This is a genomic window from Mesoflavibacter zeaxanthinifaciens subsp. sabulilitoris (assembly GCF_014191595.1).
GTDB lineage: Bacteria > Bacteroidota > Bacteroidia > Flavobacteriales > Flavobacteriaceae > Mesoflavibacter > Mesoflavibacter zeaxanthinifaciens.
Genome location: NZ_JACHWV010000002.1, coordinates 351,176 through 368,242, shown reverse-complemented (window position 1 = coordinate 368,242; position 17,067 = coordinate 351,176). Strand labels below are relative to the sequence as shown.

At 34.7% G+C, this 17,067-nt stretch carries 10 protein-coding genes; all 10 read left to right on the top strand.

The genetic code is table 11. The features are described 5' to 3' along the window. Nucleotides 1-33 precede the first annotated feature (33 nt). The 10 genes from FHS04_RS04500 (at nt 34) to FHS04_RS04455 (ending at nt 16,980) form a co-directional block, all read left to right on the top strand. The gene (locus FHS04_RS04500) at nt 34-3,051 is read left to right on the top strand and encodes a SusC/RagA family TonB-linked outer membrane protein (RefSeq protein ID WP_106680303.1); all 3,018 of its coding nucleotides are present in this window, start codon (nt 34-36) and stop codon (nt 3,049-3,051) included. 14 nt (nt 3,052-3,065) lie between these two features. Next, nucleotides 3,066-4,598: a RagB/SusD family nutrient uptake outer membrane protein gene (locus FHS04_RS04495; protein WP_027879158.1), complete on the top strand. Its 1,533-nt coding sequence runs from the start codon at nt 3,066-3,068 to the stop codon at nt 4,596-4,598. Nucleotides 4,599-4,609: 11 nt separating this feature from the next. Then, the gene (locus tag FHS04_RS04490; RefSeq protein WP_106680305.1) at nt 4,610-5,677 is read left to right on the top strand and encodes a LamG domain-containing protein; all 1,068 of its coding nucleotides are present in this window, start codon (nt 4,610-4,612) and stop codon (nt 5,675-5,677) included. A 112-nt stretch (nt 5,678-5,789) separates the two neighbouring features. Next, nucleotides 5,790-7,172, top strand: coding sequence for a glucoamylase family protein (locus tag FHS04_RS04485; protein ID WP_106680307.1), 1,383 nt, complete (start codon nt 5,790-5,792; stop codon nt 7,170-7,172). Next, nucleotides 7,173-8,525, top strand: coding sequence for a glucoamylase family protein (locus tag FHS04_RS04480; RefSeq protein ID WP_106680309.1), 1,353 nt, complete (start codon nt 7,173-7,175; stop codon nt 8,523-8,525). Nucleotides 8,526-8,536: 11 nt separating this feature from the next. Beyond that, nucleotides 8,537-9,322: a carboxylesterase family protein gene (locus FHS04_RS04475; protein WP_106680311.1), complete on the top strand. Its 786-nt coding sequence runs from the start codon at nt 8,537-8,539 to the stop codon at nt 9,320-9,322. A gap of 3 nt (nt 9,323-9,325) precedes the next feature. Continuing rightward, nucleotides 9,326-11,668 (top strand): beta-glucosidase BglX, encoded by a 2,343-nt coding sequence (gene bglX, locus FHS04_RS04470; RefSeq protein WP_106680313.1) that lies wholly within the window; start codon nt 9,326-9,328, stop codon nt 11,666-11,668. A 60-nt stretch (nt 11,669-11,728) separates the two neighbouring features. Further along, a complete protein-coding gene (locus FHS04_RS04465; protein ID WP_181256138.1) occupies nt 11,729-14,281 on the top strand; it encodes a glycoside hydrolase family 2 TIM barrel-domain containing protein in 2,553 nt (850 codons plus the stop codon). Next, nucleotides 14,282-15,169 carry an alpha/beta hydrolase gene (locus FHS04_RS04460; protein ID WP_106680317.1) on the top strand — a complete coding sequence of 296 codons (888 nt, stop codon included), beginning with the start codon at nt 14,282-14,284 and terminating at the stop codon, nt 15,167-15,169. It begins immediately after the preceding gene. An 89-nt stretch (nt 15,170-15,258) separates the two neighbouring features. Next, nucleotides 15,259-16,980, top strand: coding sequence for a sulfatase family protein (locus tag FHS04_RS04455; protein WP_260155842.1), 1,722 nt, complete (start codon nt 15,259-15,261; stop codon nt 16,978-16,980). The last annotated feature ends 87 nt before the right edge of the window (nt 16,981-17,067 follow it).

The following is a 17,067-nucleotide window of genomic DNA, read 5'->3' as shown; positions in this document are numbered from 1 at the left end:
TTTACTTCACTAACATTTAAAAACTAAAAGTAAATGAGAACAAAGATTAGCGTTTTATTCTTCTTCCTTCTTGGCATTACTTTATATGCACAAGACAGAACTATTACAGGTACTGTAACCAGTATGGAAGACGGATTGCCTATACCTAGTGCTAATGTCCTAATTAAAGGCACTAGTACAGGAACAAGTACAGACTTTGACGGTAATTATACAATTAGCGCCAAACAAGGTGATGTAATAGAATTTAGTTACATAGGCTTTAAAACAGTAGAAATAACTGTTGCAAACCAAAACACTTTAAACATAGCTTTAGAAACTCAAGTTTCAGACTTAGAAGAAGTTGTTATTATAGGATATGGTTCACAAAAAAAATCAGATTTAACCGGAGCAATAACAACTGTAGACTCAGAGGTTATTGAAAAAACACCTAACAGTAACGTAATGCAATCTTTACAAGGTAAAGTACCTGGTGTGCAAATTACAAGTGCAGGATCACCAGGAGATTCTCCTAATGTAAGAATTCGTGGTATTAACACTTTAAACGGTAGCCAAAATCCGCTTTACGTAGTTGATGGAAACTGGTATGATAACATTGACTTTTTAGATAATAGCCAAATAGAATCTGTTTCTGTTTTAAAAGACGTGTCTTCTACAGCAATCTTTGGTCAAAGAGGTAGTAATGGTGTTATAATTATTAAAACTAAAGGCGGTAAAAAAGGTAGCAAACCTGTTATTACTTATAATGGATATACAGGTATTCAACATGCACAAAACGTATTAAAAATGGCTAACGCAGAACAGTTTGTAACTATGGTTTATGAGTCTGGATCTGCTGCAGATATACAATATGTAGAAAATGCTATACAACGTTTTGGTAGAAGTCGTGTTAATCCTAACATCCCTAACATAAACACAGATTGGTACAGAGAAGTTTTAAGAGATGCACCAATTACAAACCATAGTTTAGGTATTACAGGTGGTGGAGAGAACTCTAACTACGGTATAAACACAAGTTATTTTGCCCAAGAAGGTATTTTAGACATGAAAAACGAATACGAACGTTTTAATATTCAAGGTAATATAGACATAGACGTATCAGATCGTTTTAAAGTAGGAGTAAATAGTGCGTTTAGTAATGCTACTAAATATAATCCAGAAAACGGAGCATGGTTTCAAGCTTATTTTGCAGTACCTATTTTACCAAAATATGATTATGCAAACACAGCTGCAGACCCAATACCTTTTTCAGACGCTACTTTACTTGGTTATAGAGGATCACAAAACCCATTTCCGGCTATGACGTTTAATGATAATCAATTAAGAATAAGAAAACTACTTACAAGCATCTATGCAGAGTATTACCTTATTCCTGACAAATTATCGTTTAAAACAACCTATTACAATGATTATTCAACAATATTAGAAAGAAATGTAAGATTACCTTACTTCATATCTGGTCAATCTCAAAGACAAGTTTCAAGTATTAGAAGAGCTAATTTAACAACATCTAACCAAATGTGGGACAATCTTTTAACTTACTCAGACACATTTGGAAAGCATTCTGTAAAAGCAATAGCTGGTACATCATATAGAGATTTACATTCTAACAGTTTCTCTGCAACTGGAGAAGATATTAGCGCTGTAGATTTTGAAAGTTCTTGGTATTTAAACTTTGCAGACCCAGATTCTTTTAACGGTAGAGTTTTTGAAAGTGCTAGCAGATTTTATTACATGTCTTATTTAGGTAGACTAGAATACGGTTTTGATGATAAATATTTATTTAACGCAACCGTAAGACGTGAAGGAGACTCAAGATTTCCAAGAGAAATTTGGAAAACAACTCCTCAATTTGGTTTAGGCTGGGTAGTTTCAAAAGAAAAATTCTTAAACGATAGTAATTTTATAAACTTCTTAAAATTAAGAGCTACATGGGGACAATTATCTAACGGTTCTTTATCAGGAAGCTCAGGAACAAACACAATAAACACAATCGTTACAGCAATAGACGATACACAAACTAATGGTATAATTGGTAGTACAACTTTTCAAAATCTTAAAAGAGAGATTATGGAAGAAACCAATATAGGTATTAGTGCTAGATTATTTAATAGTAGATTAAGTCTTGAAGCTGATTATTACATAAGAGACATTAAAGATTTAGTAGCATCAAGAGAAGTACCGATTACTGGTAACTTTGTAAGAGATAATATTGGAGAAATGAGAAACAAAGGTTTTGAATTTGCTGCTAATTGGAATCAAACTATCAATGATAACTGGAAATTCTCAATCGGTGGTAACATCGCAACTTTAGATAACGAAGTAACTAAACTAGATAACGGTCGTGGTTATATAGATACTGGTAGTGCAGAATTTAGACAAAGAATTGAGGTAGGAGAACCTGTAAACTACTTCTTCGGATTAGAAGTTGCTGGAGTATACCAAAACGACACAGAAGTTGCTAATGATCCTGTTGCTGTAGATAATGGATTAGTACCAGGAGACTTTAAATATGTAGACCAAAATAACGATGGTGTTATAGACGATAATGATAGAGTAAACATAGGCTCTTATCTACCTACATTCAATTATGGGGCAAATCTAAAAGTATCTTACAAAAACTTTGATTTATCAATAGACATGCAAGGTCAATCTGGTAACCAAATACTAAACAGAAAAAGAGGTGAAGTAATTTTTACAAACGATACTAATATGGATGCAGATTTTGCTATCAATAGATGGCACGGAGAAGGTACAACAAACTCATACCCTTCTGCAGCAGGAAGAAGAAGAGCTTGGAACCAAAAATTAAGTTCATTTTTCATAGAAGATGGTGCTTACTTCCGTATCCAAAACATTCAATTAGCTTATACTATAAAATCAGGAACATTACTAGGCGATAATATGCCAGAAACAAGAGTTTACTTTACTGCAGACAGACCATTTACTTTCTTTAATTACAATGGGTTTAATCCTGAAGTAGCAAATGGTGTAGATAGACAAACATATCCTGTACCTGCAGTGTACACCGTTGGAGTTAACGTAAAAATTTAAAAAAGAAAAGCTTTATGAAAAATTTAAAACAAAACTTTAAACAACTAACTTTATTGTTAGCAGTTGGGTTTACTTTCTTCAATTGTAATGACAAATTAGAAGAAATTGAAGGTCAAGTAGCCACAGACGATTTAGATTATACTATATCTAGTGATATGATTTTACCATTAATTGGTGCATACTCTACAACTTACACAAGAGGTTGGGAAGACCCATTATTAGTTGGTGTTAGAGGTGATGATGTTAATGCTGGCGGACTTGGTGATCAACCTTTATTTGCAGAAACAGATTTATACAATTATGATAATGGATTCTGGATGTATAACCAAGTTTGGAAAAACTTCTACGGAGATATTGTAGACGTACTTAATGCTGGCGAAATAATACAAAGATACGGTGATTTAGCTACAGGCTCATATGTAGACCTAGCAAACCAATATGTTGCAGAAACTAAAGTACTTAGTGGTTTCCAACACTTACAAATGTCGCGTCTTTGGGGTAATATTTATATTATCCAAAACCCTGCAGATCCTCAAATAGATATTGATAACGGAATTGATTCTAAAATGGAAGTTATGCAGTACGTATCAGATTTAATGGATGAAGCTATTCCTTATCTACCAGATGCAAGACCTAACGAACGTGAAGATGTTCCTGGTGGTGTAACAAAGTATACTGCATTAGCAGTAAAAGCTTTAGCTAATCTAGAAATGGAAGATTACCAAGGAGTTGCAGAAGCTACAGAAGAAATTATTAGCTCAAACAAATTCTCTTTATTCCCAGATTATTACGAATTATTTAAAAAACCAGGAAAACTTTGCAACGAAAACTTATTCGAATTACAATTCTCAGATTACAATACCGATTCTGGAGATGTTAACAATCATCTTTTTGCGCCTTTTGGTCCTTCTAGCTGGACACCAGTTGTAGAAACTGCATCTGGAGGTTGGGGATTTTATGAGCCAAGTTTAAAATTTATCAAATTTATGCTTGATAGAGGTGATCAAACTAGATTAGTAACTAGTGTATGCTTCACACCAAGAGGTATTGACGAAATCATGGAAGACCCAGCATACGCAACGCTTCCAAACTATGTATCTAACACAACTCCTTCTGGAGACATTTTTAACGACTACCCAAGAGCAATGTTTGCTAGTGGTAAACATTACCTTCCTTCTACTCAATTAACACCTGGAAGAAACAGCTACGGTTCTAGTAAAAACCTAATTGCTATTAGATATGCAGAAATCTTATTAATGTATGCAGAAGCATTAACCCAAGGTGCTACAGGAACAGTAATGACGGCAGACGAAGCTGTAAATAGCGTTAGAGCAAGAGTAAATATGCCTGCTCTATCTGGAGTAACTACAGACGATGTCATTGACGAAAAATTTGCAGAATTAGCAATGGAATGGGGAATCAGATACTTTGATATGATAAGATTAAATAGATATGACGAATTAAGCTACGAAGGAAGAACTTTTACTGCTGACGACGAGTATTTACCATATCCACAAGCACAAGTAGACTTATTACCTCTTGAATAAAACACTAAATTATGAAAAAACTAAGCACATATATTTTAGCCTTTTTAACCTTAGCGCTTACTGCGTCATGTTATGAAGGTATAGATCCAATAACAGAAGTAGATCCAGGTCCTGATACAGAAATACCAACAGCAGAAATTATATCTCCTAACGGAAATGTAATTATCCCTTTTACAGATAATGAAGCAAACCTAAGTATAGAGATTACTGCTCAAGATGATATTGAAATTAGTAATGTTACAATTATGATAGATGGTAGCATGTTTAAATCAATAAGTAGCTTTTTAGATTACAGAATATTTAACGAAATATTTTTGTTTGAAAATATGCAATTAGGATCTCACACCATAGAGCTAATCGTTACAGATACTGTAGGTAACAGTGCTACAGATAGTATTACTTTTATTTTAGACAACACGTATACTCCTATTCTAAATAGCGAAACATTTTATATGCCTTTTTTTGAAGGTCTATACACAGAACTAATAAGTGAAACCGATCCAACTATAATAGGTAGTCCTGAAATTATTTCTGAAGGCTACTCAGGTCAAGCTTACAAAGGAACCACAGATGCTTACTTAACATTCCCAACACAAGGCCTATTTGAAGACGATAATGGTTTTACTAATCAATTTAGTACGACATTTTGGTACAAAGTATCTGGAGAACCAACACGTTCTGGGATACTTGTTGTTGGTGATGACGCTACAGACCGAAATCAAGGTTTTAGAATATTCAGAGAAGGAAATGCCACAGAACAACGCATTAAAGCAAATATTGGTGTTGGCACTGGGGATAGTTGGAACGATGGTGGTGTTATAAATGTAGCTACAGGAGAATGGGTACATGTTGCCGTTACTGTTTCAGAATCAGAATGTAAAATGTACTTTAATGGTGTATTAGTTAATACAAATACACTTTCTAGCACAATTGACTGGACTAACTGTGATTATTTAACTATTGGTGCAGGTGGCCCAACATTTAGCTATTGGAATCACTTGTCTGATTCTAGCCCAATGGATGAATTACGCTTATACAACGTAGCACTTACTCAGGCTGAAATACAAGCCATGTTGTAACCGTAGATTAATTAATAGCAAACATTAACATTTTAGATTAGTCTATTTTTTCACTCTTTAGCTGTATTTATAATCGCGTAAATGCAGCTAAAGTTTATCTTAATTTTTTATAATGAGATTAAACCTTCAAAATAATATCCTTGTTTTGACAGCTATACTATTATCAATTTTTAGCTGTAAAAACAATACCAAAAACAAAGAAAACTCTGAGTTAGCTTTAGCTAATAATACTAAAGTTGAATTAACCGAAAATCAACTATTAGACACTATTCAATATCAAACATTCAATTACTTTTGGGATGGTGCCGAACCTAATTCTGGGATGGCTAGAGAGCGTATTCATTTAGATGAAAATTACTCAAGCTCACCTAAAAACACAGTAACAACAGGAGGAACTGGCTTTGGTCTTATGGCTATTTTAGTTGGTGTAGAACGCGGTTGGATTACAAGAGAACAAGCTTTTAAAAGATATACTAAAATCGTTAACTTTCTTGAAAACGCAGACCGTTTTCATGGTGCATGGTCTCATTGGATAGATGGTGAAACTGGTAAAGTTTACCCATTTGGAAAAAAAGACAATGGTGGCGATTTGGTAGAAACAGCTTTTCTAATTCAAGGGTTACTTACAGTTTCAGAGTATTTTAAAGACGGAAACAAACAAGAGCAAGAATTAGTAGCCAAAATAGATAAACTTTGGAAAGATGTTGAGTGGAGTTGGTACACCAAAGGAGGCGAAGACGTATTGTATTGGCATTGGTCACCAGAATACGGTTGGGATATGAATTTTCCTGTCGGTGGTTATAACGAATGCTTAATTATGTATGTACTTGCTGCTGCCTCACCAACACATCCAATATCAAAAGAAGTTTACGAAAAAGGTTGGGCAAGAAACGGTGCTATCGTTTCTAAAGATTCATATTACGATGAAGAATTAGTTTTAGACTATTTTGAACATAGCGACGCACCAATAGGTCCGCTATTTTGGGCACATTACTCTTACTTAGGCTTAAACCCTAAAGGCTTAACAGATCAATTTGGTGATTATTGGAAATTAACCCAAAATCACGCAAAAATTCATTATAAATACGCTATAGATAATCCAAAAAACTATAAAGGTTACGGTAAAGATATTTGGGGATTTACCTCAAGCTATTCAGTAAAAGGTTACGCTGGTCACAGACCAGGAGACGATCTTGGTGTTGTATCACCAACAGCTGCGTTGTCCTCTTTTCCTTACACACCAAAAGAGAGCATGCAAATGCTAAAAAACCTTTATAAAAACCACGATAGTTTGATTGGAAAATATGGTCCTTATGATGCTTTTAGTTTTGAGCATAAATGGTATTTACCAAGATATTTAGCAATCGATCAAGGTCCAATTCCGGTAATGATAGAAAATCACAGAACAGGTTTATTCTGGAAATTATTTATGAAAAATAACGATGTACAAACAGGATTAAAAAAATTAGGTTTTAAACACGAAAACAAGAATTAGATGAAAAATTTTAGTTTACTAGTTTTAATTATGTTTTTTCTAAGTTGTGGTAACGATGATGGTCCTGGCTATCAAGAACCCTACAACCCAAATGACGACGATCCTGTGGTAATAGATCCCTTAACTGATGAAGAAATTCTGGATTTAACCCAGCAAGAAACCTTCAAGTATTTTTGGGATTTTGCAGGCTCAAATTCTGGAGCAGCAAAAGAGCGTTACCATCCTAACAATCCGTCAGACAGTCAAAATGTAATTACAACTGGAGGAAGCGGTTTTGGTCTTATGGTTATTTTAGTTGGCATAGAACGTGGTTATATTTCTCAAACTGAAGGCGTACAGCGCTTAACACAAATACTAAACTTCTTCGAAAATGCAGATCGTTTTCACGGAGCTTGGTCACATTGGATAGATGATGCTTCTGGCGCTACAATACCATTTAGCACACAGGATAATGGAGGAGATATTGTTGAAACAGCATTTTTTGTACAAGGCTTAATTTGTGTGAAAGAATATTTTAAAAACGGAACTACCGAAGAACAAGCTTTAGCCAGTCAAGCTGATACACTTTGGAAAGGTGTCGAGTGGGATTGGTACACCAACAACCAAAACAAATTATTATGGCATTGGAGTCCATCAGATGAGTTCGCCATAAACTTAGAATTAAAAGGCTATAACGAAACATTAATAGCATTTATCCTTGGTGCAGCATCGCCTGATTATCCAATTTCAGCAGATGTGTACCATCAAGGTTGGGCAAGTAATGGTAATATAGTATCATCATCAAGTCAATATAGTATTCCATTAATTTTAGATCATGCTGGCACTGGTACTGGTCCTTTATTTTGGGCACATTATTCGTATTTAGGACTTAATCCAACTGGCTTAAACGATCAATATGCTAATTATTGGGATTTAAATGTTAATCACACCAATATTAATTATCAGCATTGTGTTAGTAATCCAAATAATTTTGCAGACTATGGTCCAGATTGTTGGGGATTAACAGCAAGTTATACACGTAATTCTGATGGTTCTGTAGGGTATTCTGCTCACGAACCAGAAAATGATAACGGTACAATTTCGCCAACTGCAGCAATAAGCTCTATTCCATATACACCAGAAAAATCCTTAGCAGCAATGCATTATTTCTATGAAAATGAATTAATGGGACCAGCTGGTTTTTATGATGCATTTAGCCCGCAATATAATTGGGTAACAGAGCGCTACTTGGCAATAGACCAAGGTCCGCAAATCATCATGATAGAAAATTACCGTACAGGTTTACTATGGAATTTATTTATGCAAAACGAAGACGTACAAAACGGATTAGACACACTAGGATTCACCTATTAAACTCACTAAGAATGAAACACATTAAAACACAAATTACTTTTTGTCTGCTACTAATTACATCACTAGCATTTGCACAAAAAGATCTTTATAAGGAAAAGGTTCATATTAAAGGCGAAGACACGCTTAAGTACCGCATTATGTACCCTGAAAATTTTTCAGAAGACAAGCAATATCCTGTTGTATTATTTCTTCATGGTGCTGGCGAACGTGGAAATGATAACCAAAGACAGTTAGCACACGGAAGTAAATTATTTGCAGACAAAACCAATCGTGGTGCATTTCCTGCAATAGTGATTTTTCCGCAATGTCCAAAAGATAGTTACTGGTCTAATGCAGATGTAGATCGGTCATCTTTTCCAATAAAATTAGTGTTTCCTAAAGATAAAGAAGCTACAAAACCAATGCAATTGGTTATAGATTTAATGCAAGAAGTTACCAGCAAAGACTATGTAAATACAGACAAAGTTTATGTTGGCGGATTATCTATGGGAGGCATGGGAACATTCGAAATTCTATCAAGACAACCAGACATGTTCGCTGCTGCTATCGCTATTTGCGGTGACGGTAATGCCGAACTAACTAAAAACTACGCAACAAAAGTAGATTTATGGGTGTTTCATGGTGCAAATGATGATGTTGTAGACCCAAAAGGTTCAATAAAAATGGTTAATACTATTCTAGAAAATGGCGGAAAACCGAATTTCACTTTATACTCAGATGCAAATCACAACAGTTGGGATCCTGCTTTTGCAGAACCTGAATTATTAACATGGCTTTTCTCTAAATCAAAAAAATAAATAATGACAACGCTTAAACTTACTAACATAAAATCCTTAGCAATAGGTTTTGGGTTATTAACTGCTATATCGTGCAATACCAATAGCAAAAAAACAACATCGACAAAAAACGATAACCCTTATCAAACTAAAGTAGATTCTATCATTGGGTTAATGACTTTAGATGAAAAAATTGGTCAATTAAACCTTCCTGCTACAGGTCCAATTACAACAGGTGCTTCAAAAAGTACTGATGTTGTAAAAAAGATTGAAGACGGAAAAATTGGTGGTCTTTTCAATATTAAAGATCCAAAAAATATTTATGACGTTCAGAAAATTGCAGTAGAAAAAAGCCGACTTGGTATTCCGCTTATTTTCGGAATGGATGTAATTCACGGTTTTAAAACCACATTCCCAATTCCGTTAGGTTTATCTGCCTCTTGGGATATGGACATGATTGAAAAAACAGCACAAATTGCAGCAAATGAAGCTAGTGCAAACGGTATTAACTGGACCTTTTCGCCAATGGTAGACATTTCTCGCGATCCACGTTGGGGACGCGTTTCCGAAGGAAATGGTGAAGATCCGTTTTTAGGTAGCGCTATTGCTCGCGCTATGGTTCGTGGTTATCAGCAAGATGATATGGCTGCAAATAATACCTTAATGTCTTGTGTAAAACACTTTGCATTATATGGTGCGCCAGAAGCAGGTAGAGATTACAATACAGTAGATATGAGTCGTATTCGAATGTATAATGAATATTTAGCGCCTTACAAAGCTGCTGTAGACGAAGGTGTTGGCTCTGTAATGGCATCGTTTAACGAGATTGATGGTGTTCCTGCAACAGGAAACAAATGGTTATTAACAGATTTACTTCGTGATGATTGGGGATTTGATGGTTTTGTAGTGTCTGATTATACTGGTATTTACGAAATGCGTGCACACGGAATGGGTGACGAATACGATGTAACCTCGCTAGCATTAAAAGCTGGATTAGATATGGATATGGCTGGTGATTCGCCAAATATTAAAGCCTCTTTTACGCATGCTTTAAAAGGTGCGTTAGACCAAGGTAGAATTTCTATGGAAGATATTGATACTGCTGTTGCACGTGTGTTAACCGCAAAATACCAATTAGGTTTATTTGACGATCCTTACAAATATTGCAGTGAAGAACGTGCTAAAAACGAAACCTACACACAAAAAAATAGAGATTACGCACGTCTTGTTGGTGCAGAATCTTCAGTATTATTAAAAAACGACAATCAGCTTTTACCATTAAAAAAGTCTGGTACTATTGCTGTTATTGGTCCGTTAGCAAAAGCTAATAGTAATATGGCTGGTACTTGGTCTGTATCTACAGATCATCAAAGTTCCATTTCGGTTTGGGACGGTTTACAACAAACCGTTGGTAACGATGTTAATTTGTTATATGCCAAAGGAAGTAACGTAGATTACGATTTAGACTTAGAAAAGCGCGCTACAATGTTTGGTAAAGATATCCCAAGAGATGGAAGAACTGATCAGCAAATGCTTAATGAGGCTTTAGCAATCGCTAAAAAATCTGATGTTATTGTAGCTACTATTGGTGAGTCTGCTGAGTTTAGTGGCGAAAGTAGTAGTCGTACAGATTTAGGCATTCCACAAGTACAAAAAGATTTATTACAAGCCTTATTAAAAACAGGAAAACCTGTTGTTTTAGTACTGTTTACAGGTAGACCTTTAACGTTAGTTGAAGAGAGTGAAACCGTTCCGGCAATCCTTAATGTTTGGTTTCCTGGTAGCGAAGCTGGTTTATCCATTTCAGATGTGTTGTTTGGTGATGTTAACCCTTCAGGAAAATTAACGGCAACATTCCCAAGAAATGTTGGTCAAGTTCCGTTATTCTATAATCACAAAAATACAGGTCGTCCATTAGGAAACGACGAAGGTCATTTTGAAAAATTCAAAACCAATTATTTAGATGTTCGTAACGAACCTTTATATCCATTTGGTTACGGATTAAGCTACACTACTTTTGAGTATGGTGAGCTTAAACTAGATAAAACATCGATGTCTCAAAACGATACAATTAATGTTTCGGTAGATATTACAAATACTGGTGACTACGACGGAAAAGAAGTAGCACAGTTATACATAAGAGACTTAGTTGGTAGTGTAACAAGACCTGTAAAAGAGCTTAAAGGCTTCCAAAAAGTATTCATAAAAAAGGGCGAAACTGTAACAGTTACTTTTAAAATTTCGGTTGAAGACTTAAAATTCTACAACTCTAATTTAGATTTTGTTGCAGAACCTGGTGAATTCCAAGTTGCTATCGGAACAAACTCTGATGTTGCATTAAAAAATTCATTCAAACTTTTAGATTAATAGCTAATTATTATGCCACACATAAAATATAAGACGTTTTCCCTAGTTTTAATGGCGTGTGTGGCTTCCCTTTTTTTAAGTCACGCACAATCTAAAATCATCAATTCGGGTTGGCAATATTCCGAGGATAAAATCCATTGGCAAACCGTAAATATTCCACATACGTGGAATGATAAAGATGCTTTTGATGACGAGTCTGGTTACCGTCGTGGTTTAGGCTATTACAAAAAGCAAATCTATGTGTCTTCTCAAGATAAAGACCAGATTTTCTATCTAAAATTTAATGCTGTAAATCAGGAAACTACTGTTTTTATTAATGGAAAAAAAGCAACCAATCACAAAGGTGGTTACACAGCGTTTAACGTTGAAATCACATCGCTTTTAAACTTTGATGCTTATAATTTAATTGAAGTTGAAGTCGATAATGCTCACAACGACAACATTCCGCCGTTAGATGCAGATTTCACCTTTTATGGTGGTATTTATCGTAATGTGGAATTGATAAAAGTCCCAAAACAGCATTTTAGTTTAAAGGATTTTGCATCCGATGGTTTTAATGTCAATTATTACAACGTTTCCAACGACAAAGCAGGTGTAAAAGTTGACGTATTAATAGATAATTTTGAAACCAAAACCGATGCACATTTATATCTTGAAATTTTAGATGCTGAAGGAAATCGTGTTAGAGAAGAACATCAAGGATTAACTTTAAAATCCAATAAAACCGAAACCTTTAAGGTCACGTTTCCTGAAATTAAAAACCCCAAATTATGGTCGCCAGACAATCCGTATTTATACAAATTACAGCTAACCTTAAGTGATAAAAACGGAACCATTTTAGACCAAAAACAATCTAATTTAGGCTTTCGTTGGGCAACTGTAGATCCTGAAAAAGGCTTTTTTCTTAACGGAAAACCAATAAAATTAATTGGTGTTAATCGTCATCAAGATTATAAAGATTATGGTAATGCCGTACCAATAGAATTACAAAAACAAGATATTCATCTCATTAAAAATATGGGTGCAAATGTGATACGTTTTGCACATTATCCGCATTCTAGAGAATTATACAAACTTTGTGACGAACTTGGTATTTTGGTATGGACTGAAATACCAATAGTAAATAAAGTGACCGATTCTGAAACCTTTTTTGAGGTCTCAAATACAATGCAAAACGAGCACATCAAACAATATTACAATTACCCAAGTGTAGTAATGTTTGGATATATGAACGAAATTTTTCTGCGTTTAGCATTCGATAAAAAATCATCGGATAAAGAAAAAGAAGCATTAAAAACCACAACTTTAAAATTGGCCAACCAGCTAGAAGATTTAACTCGAAAATTGGCGCCAAACCATATTACAGTTATGGCTGGTCATTTAAACGAAGTTTATAATGATACTGGCATAGCAGATTTACCAATGCTGTTTGGTTGGAATCTGTACTTTGGTTGGTATGATGGGCAGATTGAAGATTTAGGTAAATTCTTGGACCAACAACATCAACGTTATCCAAAACGTTCGTTATTGTTATCGGAATATGGTCCTGGTGCAGATGTTAGAATTTTTACCAAAACACCCAAAAAGTTCGATTTTTCCACCAATTATCAAGCAAAACTGCATCAATCGTATTACAAACAGATTACAGACAGACCATTTATGACAGGAATGACAGCGTGGAATTTTGCCGATTTTGGTTCAGAATTTCGTGGTGATGCCATTCCGCACGTCAACCAAAAAGGACTTGTGCAATACGACCGAACACCAAAAGACATTTACTATTGGTACAAATCTGTTTTAGACGATAAAAAACCATTCATACATATCGCAACAGATGATTTAGAAGGAATGACTTTGATTGAAGAGGAACTATTTCCCATTCAAATATATTCCAATCAAAATGACGTCAATATCAGTTTGAATGGTCAAAATTTAGGCGATTTTAAAGTTGAAAACGGTGTTGTTTCTATTGATATGTCTTTCAAAAATGGAAATAATTCTATTAGAGTTTCAACTGAAACTATTTCCGAAGAAAAAACAATAAAAGTTAATCGTATTGAAGCTTATGACTTTAAAAACTTCAAACGTTTCGGTATTAATTTAGGTGCGCATTTCAACTTTTATGATAAAACACAAAACATCACATTTGTACCAGACCAAGCGTATAAAAAAGGATGGTTTGGGTATAAAAATGGTTCAGCTTTTGGGATGACCAAAGATAAAAATCAAGGTCTGCCACATAACATTAAGAACACCGATGCAGAACCATTATTTCAAACCTTATTGGAAGGTTGCACAGAATATCAACTGGACGTTCCTGAAGGTAACTATAAGGTGAAATTATACTTCGTAGAGCCACAAATTAAACCAACTGAAAATATTTATAACCTTTCAGAAGTAACTTCAAGAAATACTAGAACACAGCGCATTTTTGATGTGTATATTAACGATACATTAATAGAAGAACAATTGAATTTGGCTCAAGCTTATCCAGAAAAATATGGTATAACACTTCAGGCAACTATTCAAACAAAAAAAGGATTAACTTTAAAACTCAACGCTATTGAAGGTTTACCTGTAATTAGCGGTATTTTAATTGAAAAACTAGACTAAATGAAATTAGTAATAAAAGTATTTATTTTCTTTTTTGTGTTAACAATTTCGGCACAAAACAAAGCGACTTACACCTACTCGATCAAAGGAAAAGACACATTAAAACTAGACGTTTACACACCAGAAAACATCAAAAAAACAGACACGTTACCTGTATTGCTTTGGATGCATGGTGGTGGATTTTCAGGTGGTCATAGAGAATATATAGACGATGAAAATTTAGTAAAATATGCAGCCAAAGAGCAGAATTACATTGGTATTTCCATTTCGTACCGTTTGCTAAGAAAAGGTACAAAAACAGGTTTTGGTTGCGATTGTACAAAAGACGAAAAGCTTGAGACCTTTAAACAAGCTGCTATCGATTATATGGATGCTGCAAAATATGTAATTGAACACGCTAATAAACTTCAAATCGATACTACAAAAATCATTGCTGGTGGTAGTAGCGCTGGTGCTGAAGGTATCCTAAATGCAGTTTTTATGCGCGAGTATTTTGTAGATAATGCTGAAGATTACAGCAATGTAAAATTTGCTGGTGCTTTTTCGTGCGCTGGTGCTATTGTAGATGCAAGTTATATGACACCAGAAAACGCTGTGCCAACTGTGTTGTATCACGGTACAAAAGACCAATTGGTACCTTACGGAAATGCGCCACACCATTATTGCGCACCAACAAAAGACGGTTATATAATGCTAGATGGTTCTAAAATTATTGCTGATAAATTAGAGGAATTTGAAACGTCTTTTTATTTCAATATTGTTAAAGAAGCACGTCACGAAATTTCAAGAATTCCTTATGAAGAGTTAGATATTGTGTTCAACTTTTTAGAGCGTACAGTAATTAACGATGAAATCATTCAAACTAAAATTATAAAAACTAAAAAGTAATGCATTTTTTGAATACGTTTAAAATCGTCAGTTCGAGTATTTCGACCCAAAAGTCGAAATGTATCGAGAACAAGAGTATTGGTAATGCTCTGTTTATTTTTATACTATCATTTTTTTTATTGACACTCCTATCTTGTAAAGATAAACATAAAAAGGATGTCAGTTCGAGCACAGTCGAGAACATAACAAGACCAAACATCATTTACATTATGGCAGACGACCACGCTGCGCAAGCCATTAGTGCGTATGGTCATCCTATTGGTCAACTGGCACCAACACCAAACATTGATAGATTGGCAAAAAACGGTGCAATTTTCAAAAATAACTTTTGTACCAATTCTATTTGCGGACCAAGTCGTGCTGTAGTGTTAACAGGAAAGCATAGTCATATTAATGGATTTAGAATGAATGGCGACCGTTTTGATGGCTCACAACAAACGCTTCCAAAATTACTAAAAGAAGCAGGTTACAATACTGCAATTGTCGGTAAATGGCATTTACACGGTTATCCTGAAGGTTTTGATCATTGGAATATTTTAAACGACCAAGGTAACTATTACAATCCGCAGTTTATTAAGATTCAAGATACGATTCACATCAACAAAAAACATATTGATACTACTGCGCATTGGACAACCAAGTTACCAGATACCACTGTAGTTAAAGGTTATGCAACCGACTTAATTACAGATTACGCGATTGATTACATAGATGAAAAGAAAAACAGCGACCAACCTTTCTTTTTAATGGTGCATCACAAAGCGCCACATCGTAATTGGATGCCAGCGTTACGTCACGTTAATAAGTACGATTCGGTTCAATTTCCGTTACCTGATACGTATTTTACAAAGCACGAAAATTCAACAGCATCAAAACAGCAATTGCAAACCATTTATCGTGATATGTACGAAGGTCACGACCTTAAAATGACCAAAGAAAAAGGCAGTCCAGAATTGGCTTGGAACCCTTGGAAAACCGATTTTGAGCGAATGACACCAGAGCAACGTGCTGCTTGGGATAAAGCCTATCAACCAAAAAATGATGCCTTTCACGATGCTAATTTATCAGGAAAGGCATTAGCGGAATGGAAAGGGCAACGTTATCTGCAAGAATATTTATCAACGATAGCTTCGGTAGATGAAGGTATTGGGAAGATATTAGATTATTTAGATGCTAATGATTTAACCGAAAACACCATTGTTGTGTACACGTCTGACCAAGGTTTTTATTTAGGTGAAAAAGGATGGTTTGATAAGCGGTTTATGTATGAAGAATCTTTAAAAATGCCATTATTAATTCAATATCCTGAAAAAATTAAACCAGGAACTGTTGTTGAAGGCTTAACCCAAAACCTAGACTTTGCTGAAACCTTTTTAGATTTTGCAGATGTTGACATTCCTAATGATATGCAAGGAAAATCCTTTGCAGGTTTATTAGATGGTACTGAAAACGACAAAGATTTTAGAGATGCGGTTTACTACCATTATTACGATTATCCAGCATTCCATATGGTAAAAAAGATGTATGGTGTACGTACCAATCGTTATAAATTAATTCACGTGTATGACGACATTGATGAGTGGGAATTATATGATTTACAAAACGATCCAAAAGAGTTAACTAATCTTATCGATGACAAAAATTACGACGAGATTGAAACCAAATTAAGAACACGTTTAGCCGAATTACAAGAACAATATAAAGTTACCGAAAAAGAATTTGAAAAGGCGCCAAAGCAACGTGTAGATAATGCTTACAAGCAATTTGACAGATTAAGAGGTAACACAGGATCAAAATATCATCATCATTAAAATGAAACATCTCTGATTAATCTCAAGTCACTTAGTGAACATATTAATAAGATGTTCCATCTGACGATTGAAAAACAATAAAAATTA

What these genes read in the sequence shown, in the direction of transcription:
- FHS04_RS04500 (WP_106680303.1), top strand. Translation starts at nt 34, where the DNA reads ATGAGAACAAAGATTAGCGTTTTATTCTTCTTCCTTCTTGGCATTACT.
- FHS04_RS04495 (WP_027879158.1), top strand. Translation starts at nt 3,066, where the DNA reads ATGAAAAATTTAAAACAAAACTTTAAACAACTAACTTTATTGTTAGCA.
- FHS04_RS04490 (WP_106680305.1), top strand. Translation starts at nt 4,610, where the DNA reads ATGAAAAAACTAAGCACATATATTTTAGCCTTTTTAACCTTAGCGCTT.
- FHS04_RS04485 (WP_106680307.1), top strand. Translation starts at nt 5,790, where the DNA reads ATGAGATTAAACCTTCAAAATAATATCCTTGTTTTGACAGCTATACTA.
- FHS04_RS04480 (WP_106680309.1), top strand. Translation starts at nt 7,173, where the DNA reads ATGAAAAATTTTAGTTTACTAGTTTTAATTATGTTTTTTCTAAGTTGT.
- FHS04_RS04475 (WP_106680311.1), top strand. Translation starts at nt 8,537, where the DNA reads ATGAAACACATTAAAACACAAATTACTTTTTGTCTGCTACTAATTACA.
- bglX (WP_106680313.1), top strand. Translation starts at nt 9,326, where the DNA reads ATGACAACGCTTAAACTTACTAACATAAAATCCTTAGCAATAGGTTTT.
- FHS04_RS04460 (WP_106680317.1), top strand. Translation starts at nt 14,282, where the DNA reads ATGAAATTAGTAATAAAAGTATTTATTTTCTTTTTTGTGTTAACAATT.